A 7457-nucleotide genomic window follows, 5' to 3' on the forward strand; every position below is an offset into this window, starting at 1 on the left:
AAAATCTGTTACCAGCAAGTGTAACCTGATTTTTATTTTTGCCATATCAGTATGAATGCAACTAAAATGCAAATCAGTTTTTCATATATGCAAAACTATGCAAGTAAAAGGCACGGCAGCTTGCGTTACAACGCCCGCCCTGGCTTGCCGCAGCAACTCGTTCGCGCTGGCGCGCTCGCTCAGACACTCTGTGGCAACCAGAACGGGGTTCTAACCGCTGCCTTAGTGCAGTTTCGGGACTGCAGCTTTACTTCAGCAAAGCCGATTTAATACAGGAAGGTTTAATTGAAACAGTGGATTGGCATCAGCGAATTTGTCGCCGTGGCAGAGCTGCAAAGCTTTACCAAAGCCGCCAAACAACTGGGTATTTCAGTCGCCCAGGTTAGTCGCAATATTGCCGAGCTTGAAGCCATGCTAGCGATAAAACTGCTGTATCGTAGTACACGCAGTGTTAGCTTAACCGAAGAAGGCCAATTGTATTTGCAGCATTGCCGGCATTTGGTCGCCAGTTTAGCAGAAGCTAACCGCACGCTGGCAAACTTAAAAGCCACCCCTCGCGGCCAAATCAAACTTACCGCGCCGGTGTTTTATGGTGAAACCCGCATCGCCCCGCTGTTGCATGATTTTATGCGCCTCTACCCCGACACGGAGCTGGACTTACAGCTGAGCAACAACAAACTGGATTTAGTCCAGGGCGGCTTTGACCTGGCTATACGCCTGGGCACTCTGGAAAGCTCCAGCCTGATAGCACGCAAGCTGGCAAGCAGAACCCAGTATGTAGTGGCCTCACCGGCTTATCTGGCACAAAACGGTACACCACAAAACCTGACGGAGCTGGCGCAGCATCAGTGTTTAACCGGCACCGTAGCGCAATGGCGTTTTATGCAGCAGGGCAAAGTGGTCCAATTTAAGCCGCAGGGCCGTATTGTCTGTAACAGTGGTGTGGCATTGTTAGATGCCGCTCTGAAAGGTTTAGGCCTGGTGCAGCTGCCGGATTATTATGTCGGCGAAAAACTTCAACGCGGTGAGCTGGTAGCCGTACTGAACCAGCTGCGCCAGCCTGACGACGGCATTTGGGCGCTTTATCCGCAAAACCGGCATTTGTCTGCCAAGGTGCGGGTGCTGGTTGACTACCTTGCCGCTAAGCTGAATTAATGCGGTTTTCACAGCAAACCAGCTTGGTGCTTAATCTGTGCTGTGATAGCGTTTTAGCATTAACCACAATTTTGGACCCATTATGAAATACCTGCTTTGTGCTTTTACCCTGCTGCTTGCCAGCCTAAGTTACGCCAACGACAGTTTTAACGAGGGTGAGCATTATCAAACCCTGCCCATACCAGCAGCCGACACGGCTAATGTAGTGGAGTATTTCTCTTATTATTGCCCGTTTTGTTATAACTTTGAGCCGATAGTTGCGCAGTTAAAGTTGGCACTGCCTGCAGACGCCGCGTTCTACAAAATACCAGTGGCTTTTCACGGCGGTCCAATGGCGCCGGATGTGCAGCGCGCTCATGCACTGGCCGAAACGTTAAATGTGGCGCCGGCGTTTTCCACTGCGCTGTTCGCACAAATTCATCAGCAGCGTACACCACCGCAAAATCGTGATGCGCTAAAACAGTTATTTGCTGAGCTTGGCGTGGACAACGATAAATTTGATGCCAACTTTAGCAGCATGCCAATAAATACGCTGATCAGCGAATACGACCAGGCGATCCGTGATGCCAATATCCGCTCAGTGCCAAGCTTTATCGTCAACGACAAGTACTTGGTCAACATCAGCGCAGTGTCATCGCAACAGCAGTTTAATGCGCTGATCAACCACCTGTTAAGCTTAAAGCCCGGAGCCGCAGAATGACCACATTGAAAATCGACCTGGTTTCAGATATCGCCTGCCCATGGTGTGCTATCGGCTACGCTCGGTTGCAGCAAGCCCTGGCGACATTGCCTCAGTTACAAACTGAGCTGGAATGGCATGCCTTTGAACTTAATCCGGACAAAAACGCGCCGCAAGAGCCTATTTTACCGGCATTAAGCCGCAAATATGGCCGTTCTGAGGACGAAATGCGCGCAGCGCAAGCCAATATGATGCAAATAGCCGCTGATCTGGGGCTTAATTTTACCAGGATGCAGCAGCGTTTTACCTGCAATACCTTTGATGCACATCGGCTGGTAAAATGGGCAGCCACTCAGAACAAAGCCACCGCTATGAAGCTGGCGTTATTTGATGCCTATTTTGGCGAGGCTAAAGATGTGTCCAACGCTGAAGTGTTAGCCAACTGCGCTGAACAAGCCGGGCTGGATAAAGACGACGCACAGCGTATTTTAACCAGTGATGATTTCAGCGCTATCGTCAGAGAAGATATCGCTAAATATCAGCAAGCTGGCATTTCTTCGGTACCGGCTTTTATTGTGAATAACAAATACCTGATCTCCGGCGCGCAGGAACCGGCCCAACTGGCCGCCAGCCTGCAGCAAATTGCCAACGAAATGGCCTAAACCTGCACTCGTCTAGCGCTTAGCAAAAACTAAGCGCTGTCTGTTAAAGCGCCTCAAGCAACAGCGCAATCCCCTGACCACCGCCGATACACATGGTTACCAAGCCATAACGGCCGCCAATACGCTTAAGCTCTGCCAATAATTTGATGATTAGTATCGAACCTGTAGCTCCCACCGGATGCCCCAGCGCGATAGCGCCGCCGTTGGGGTTGACCTTTGCGTTGTCAAAGCCCAGCGTCTGGCTTACTGCCAGTGCCTGGGCAGCAAAAGCTTCGTTGGACTCAATTACATCGATGTCAGCCACACTTAAGCCGGTTTGCTCCAGCACCTGCTGTACTGCCGGTATCGGTCCTAATCCCATCACACCCGGCTCCACGCCGGCAAACGCATATCCGACAAGGCGCGCTTGCGGCTTAAGGCCGCGTTTTTCCGCCTCAAACCGGCTGGTTAGCAACATGGCAGCAGCGCCATCGTTTAAGCCCGAGGAATTACCGGCGGTAACTATGCCATCTGGTTTAAACGCGGGCTTAAGCTTAGCTAAACTCTCTACTGTGGTATCCGCTCGGATATGCTCATCACGGTCAAATTGCACTTCTTTTCGGCCAACCTGAACGGTTAGCGGCACTATCTGACTGTCAAACCAGCCCTGCTGCTGTGCATTGGCAGCACGCTGCTGGCTTATTAGCGCAAAGGCATCTAAGTCGGTGCGGCTAAAGCCATATTGGGCGGCGATGGTTTCTGCGGTAATGCCCATATGGCCGCTGCCAAACGGGTCGGTCAGAATACCTAAAGTTAAATCTGTGATGCCAGCGTGGCCCATTTTTAAGCCGCGCCGCACATTCGGCAGTAAATAAGCGCCGTTACTCATGCTCTCGGCGCCACCGGCCAGCGCTATAGTGCTTTGCCCAAGTTGAATAAGCTGCGCCGCCGATATCACCGACTGCAGCGCAGAACCGCATAAGCGGTTGACATTAAAGGCGGCAGAACCGGCTGCCATACCGGCGTTTAATGCGATATGCCGCGCTAAATAGGCATCTTCTGCACCGGTGGTAATAATATGGCCAAACACGGCATGGTCGATATCCGTTGGCGCTACACCAGCACGGCTAATAGCTGCTTTGGCCGCCGCGGTGCCAAGCTGCGCCGGGCTTAAGCCCGCTAAACTGCCACCCAAGCTACCAATGGCGGTACGGGCACCAGCTAAAATCACCACGTCTGACAAATTCATCTAAACTCCCTCAATACAACTTTGACTCTAGTGCCTACAGCGTTGCTAAAATCGCAATCACTTTTTCAACATCCTCGACACTGATAGACCAATTACTCAGTGCCGCTCTAATTATTGGTTGTCCTTGCCAATTCCCCGGTGTTAAAAAAACTTGCCCAGATGCATTCAGCTTGGCGATGCATTCATTACTGGAAAGGTTTAACTTTGCTGAATTAGGTTTGAACAATACCACATTCAATTCACACCGTTTAACCAAGTCAAACTTAGCAGATTTGTCTAACCAACTTGCTAAAATAGCCGCTTGTTCAATATTAGCCTTTATATTAGCCCTAATTCCTTCGCGTCCATATCCCATAAGCGTAGCCCAAACAGGAAAGGCACGAAATCGTCTGGAATTTTCGATACCGAGTGACATAAAGGGAATACCATTTTCAGAACCTGCCAGGTAAGGCGCTGCTACTTCACAGCTAGCCTGCAGTAGTGGAATATGCCGGGTTAAAAATACACCACAATCATAAGGTACATTTAGCCATTTATGGCAATCAAGCGTGATGCTATCGGCATATTCTATACCGCGGGTTTTTCCATCTTTCCCCGTGATTAAGCGTTCAAATATTCCAAAAGCAGCATCTACATGCAACCATGCATTATATCTTTTGCAAATCTTTGAAATCGCAGTAAAGTCATCATAATCAGTCCCTGTTACGGTAGCTGCGCTTGCAATAACAATTTTGCTGCTTGCATTGCATGCATTTAAAGCTGCTTCCAATGCCGCAATATTCATAGATTCTTCGCCGTTATTGCATACTATGGGCTGCCAACTGTCCTGCCCAAGACCCGCTAATCCTAAACTCTTGATCATACTCGCATGTGGTGTGGCACTATAAATACTTACATTTACATGCTTCATGCCAGACTTTGCGACATCTATTCCTTGTTGTTTGCCTGCGTATTGACGTGCAGTGATTACAGCTAATAAATTCGCTGCGGTTGCGCCGGTGGTAAAAGTACCACCAAATGTTTGCGGCAACTCAAATAACTCACATAACCAAGCTAGCGTTTGTTGCTCCAAAGCAGTTGCGACTGAGTCTCCTCCTTTGGACACATTTTGATTAAATGTCGTTACAAGCCAATCCGCATAAGTTGCGATAGGGTTGGCGCCACCTGTCACAAACCCCCAATATCTACCACCATTGCTAGCTGATAACCCGGGTTGAATACAAGTTTCAATTAATTGGTCAAGCTGCTTAAAACTGATACCTCTCTCTGGAAAAGAAACTGTTGGTTGTGCCAGTTTTTTACTTGCCACGTCTCGTGCTTGAAGTGACTGATGAAAGATAAAAAACTGACGGGACAAAGCGTCCAGTATTGTTTGATTCGCTTGAAGTGAGTACTGCATTATGAGCTTCGCTATATTGAAAGATGTAACTAGTTTATGATGGGCAGCATTAGATAACAGATACAGATTTCAACATTTTTAAGATAACAGATGAACGCCGCCGCAAAATACGTAGTAATCGCTCAAAATGTGATTGCCAGCATTGAAAAAGGACATCTTCAGGCAAATTCAAAATTGCCTTCACTGAGACATTTTTGCAAACTGCATGATATCAGTATGACAACGGCTCTCACTTGTTACCGTTATCTAGAGCAGCGGGGCTACGTTGTCGCAGAATATAAAAAAGGTTACTTCGTTCTCCCGCTAAAAACTGAACAGGGCATTAAACATTTCCCGATATTTCAAAGTACCGTGACTAAAAACCTTATAAAACTTGAATTGCAGACCGACCTGATTAGCAAACCCTCTTTAGCAACCGCGCAACTCGATGCAGAGTTAATTGACGATACTCTGATAAAGCGCAGTTTTAGATCAATAACAAAACAGACTGAATTATCACTTCAATATGATGAAATTCAAGGCAACAAAGCATTGCGTTGGCAGTTATCCAATTACTTTAAAAAACAAGGCTTTATGTGTCATCATGACGATCTGGTCGTAACACACGGCTGCCTTGATGCAGTTTTAATAGCGCTCGAATGTGTGAGTAAACCCGGTGATGTTATCGCTGTTACCTCTCCATGTTACTCAGGTTTATTAAACGTGTTAGGGGTATTGGATAGAGCGATATTAGAGATCCCAAGCACCAATGAAGGAATTGAATTAGGGCAACTGGAACAAGCGATGAAACGGAAAGAAATAACCGCATGCTTGTTAACTGCTAACCATCAAAATCCAACAGGGCATAGCCTTAGCAACCAGCAGAAACAACTATTAATTAAACTTGCCAACCAATATAGCATTCCACTCATTGAAGATGACGTTTTTAGAGAGTTAAGCCATCAACAAACCATCCCGTTGCCATTGAAATATTTTGATCAACAAGGCTGGGTAATTTGGTGCAGCAGCGTGTCTAAAACACTAGCTCCCGGTCTGCGACTTGGTTGGTGTTTGCCTGGGCGATTTAAAAATGAGTTTATTCAACAACGAATGATACGTTCACTTGGTCACAATCAACCCATACAACTGGCCTTGGCTGACTATATTGCTAATGGATATTACGAGACTCACGTGAAAAGAGTTAACCGCGCCATCTCAGCGCAATGTTCTGACTACGTTAAATTTCTTAAAAACAATTTACCTGAGCAGGCAGAGATATTTGTACCCAGTGGTGGCTTGGTTCTTTGGGTAAAAATACCTAACGTAAATACCCAGCAATTAGCAGTGAAATTGGCAAAACAAGGGGTTTATATTAAACCTGGCAACCTTTTTTCGACGACCAAACTATATCAAGACTGCGTACGGCTTAATATTGGGTTGATTCCAAGCAAAGCAATATACTCACAACTAGAGCTGTTATGTCAGCTCGTTCATATTGAAAAAAACGTTTTATAATTGCCCTAAAATCTCCAGAAATCATCTTTAGTTTTATCTTTAAAGCTTCCGTAATATACAGTCCCTTCCAATTCTACGAATTGCTTTTCTCCCATTCCCTTCTTTCGATGTTTTGCCCAAACTTTGTCAGTTGCACCGGTTGCCATTATCGCGTATAGCAATGCTGTAATACTATATTGGTTTACAATACTAATGCCCTCCAAGTTGTAGCCTATGTACAGAAAATTGTCTTTCTCTACAACAAATGAAAATCCGTCAAAGAGATTTTCAGGGCCTTCCTCCCAACGATCGTCAACGAAGGATGAAGGCCATTTTATTTTTTTAGGATCATATGAATTAAACGCTTCTTTGAATGAACTTTCATCTTCAATCAAAAAAATTGATTTTAATCCTTCGCGTTTCTTCTCTGACTTCACTCTAGCCCTTAACAACAGAGTGTTATCATTCCCATCTTTACCATCAAAGATAAAAGTCTCTTGCTCTTTGTTTGCTTGTTTTCTAGACATCCATTCAGCAAAATCAATTTCAACGACTTCATTTTCATTAAATGAGTAATATACATACTCACCAACAGATTCGTGAAAAATTTTGATTAATGCGTCAAAACCACCTTCCGCAAGAATTAATTCAAATATTGGCTTGCATAATTTTTTGTTAAATTCATCTAACATTTCCCCATATATATTTACTTCATCTTTTTTACGCTCAACCCCCGTATTGACTGGCGGTTCAGTACTAATTGTATTTAGCACGCATTCTTCAATCTTTTTCAGATTCTTTTTAGGTGGGAATTTAAATTTAATTTCATAGAAAATCATAAGTCTTCCATTTCTGCTAACG

The 7457-nt window shown here is 45.7% G+C and carries 7 protein-coding genes; 4 read left to right on the plus strand and 3 right to left on the minus strand.

The window, feature by feature from the left end; translation table 11 throughout:
* Nucleotides 1-285: 285 nt before the first annotated feature.
* From I4W93_RS05665 to I4W93_RS05675, 3 genes are all read left to right on the plus strand, one after another.
* A complete protein-coding gene (locus tag I4W93_RS05665; RefSeq protein WP_205310362.1) occupies nt 286-1155 on the plus strand; it encodes a LysR family transcriptional regulator in 870 nt (289 codons plus the stop codon).
* A gap of 82 nt (nt 1156-1237) precedes the next feature.
* Nucleotides 1238-1855, plus strand: a complete 618-nt coding sequence (locus I4W93_RS05670; RefSeq protein ID WP_205310361.1) for a thiol:disulfide interchange protein DsbA/DsbL — start codon at nt 1238-1240, stop codon at nt 1853-1855.
* The gene (locus tag I4W93_RS05675; RefSeq protein WP_205310360.1) at nt 1852-2496 is read left to right on the plus strand and encodes a DsbA family oxidoreductase; all 645 of its coding nucleotides are present in this window, start codon (nt 1852-1854) and stop codon (nt 2494-2496) included. Before I4W93_RS05670 ends, I4W93_RS05675 begins: the two co-directional genes overlap by 4 nt.
* 43 nt (nt 2497-2539) lie before the next feature.
* On the opposite strand, the gene bktB is transcribed toward I4W93_RS05675, so the two are convergent.
* Complete coding sequence (gene bktB, locus I4W93_RS05680; RefSeq protein ID WP_205310359.1) at nt 2540-3724, minus strand: beta-ketothiolase BktB; 1185 nt, start codon at nt 3722-3724, stop codon at nt 2540-2542.
* Nucleotides 3725-3758: 34 nt separating this feature from the next.
* On the minus strand, nt 3759-5123 hold the full coding sequence (locus I4W93_RS05685; RefSeq protein ID WP_205310358.1) for a pyridoxal phosphate-dependent decarboxylase family protein: 1365 nt from the start codon (nt 5121-5123) through the stop codon (nt 3759-3761).
* Between the two features lie 90 nt (nt 5124-5213).
* Here I4W93_RS05685 and I4W93_RS05690 point away from each other — a divergent pair, with 90 nt between their 5' ends.
* Nucleotides 5214-6617, plus strand: coding sequence for an aminotransferase-like domain-containing protein (locus I4W93_RS05690; protein ID WP_205310357.1), 1404 nt, complete (start codon nt 5214-5216; stop codon nt 6615-6617).
* A 5-nt stretch (nt 6618-6622) separates the two neighbouring features.
* Here I4W93_RS05690 and I4W93_RS05695 read toward each other — a convergent pair.
* Nucleotides 6623-7457, minus strand: an 835-nt coding sequence (locus tag I4W93_RS05695) for a hypothetical protein (RefSeq protein ID WP_224673280.1), incomplete at its 5' end; no start/stop codon positions are given.

It is taken from the genome of Rheinheimera maricola (assembly GCF_016918075.2).
GTDB lineage: Bacteria > Pseudomonadota > Gammaproteobacteria > Enterobacterales > Alteromonadaceae > Alishewanella > Alishewanella maricola_A.

Bases quoted from the DNA above. Each gene is read 5' to 3' on its own strand.
- I4W93_RS05670 (WP_205310361.1), top strand. From the start codon at position 1,238: ATGAAATACCTGCTTTGTGCTTTTACCCTGCTGCTTGCCAGCCTAAGT.
- I4W93_RS05675 (WP_205310360.1), top strand. From the start codon at position 1,852: ATGACCACATTGAAAATCGACCTGGTTTCAGATATCGCCTGCCCATGG.
- bktB (WP_205310359.1), bottom strand. From the start codon at position 3,724: ATGAATTTGTCAGACGTGGTGATTTTAGCTGGTGCCCGTACCGCCATT.
- I4W93_RS05685 (WP_205310358.1), bottom strand. From the start codon at position 5,123: ATGCAGTACTCACTTCAAGCGAATCAAACAATACTGGACGCTTTGTCC.
- I4W93_RS05690 (WP_205310357.1), top strand. From the start codon at position 5,214: ATGAACGCCGCCGCAAAATACGTAGTAATCGCTCAAAATGTGATTGCC.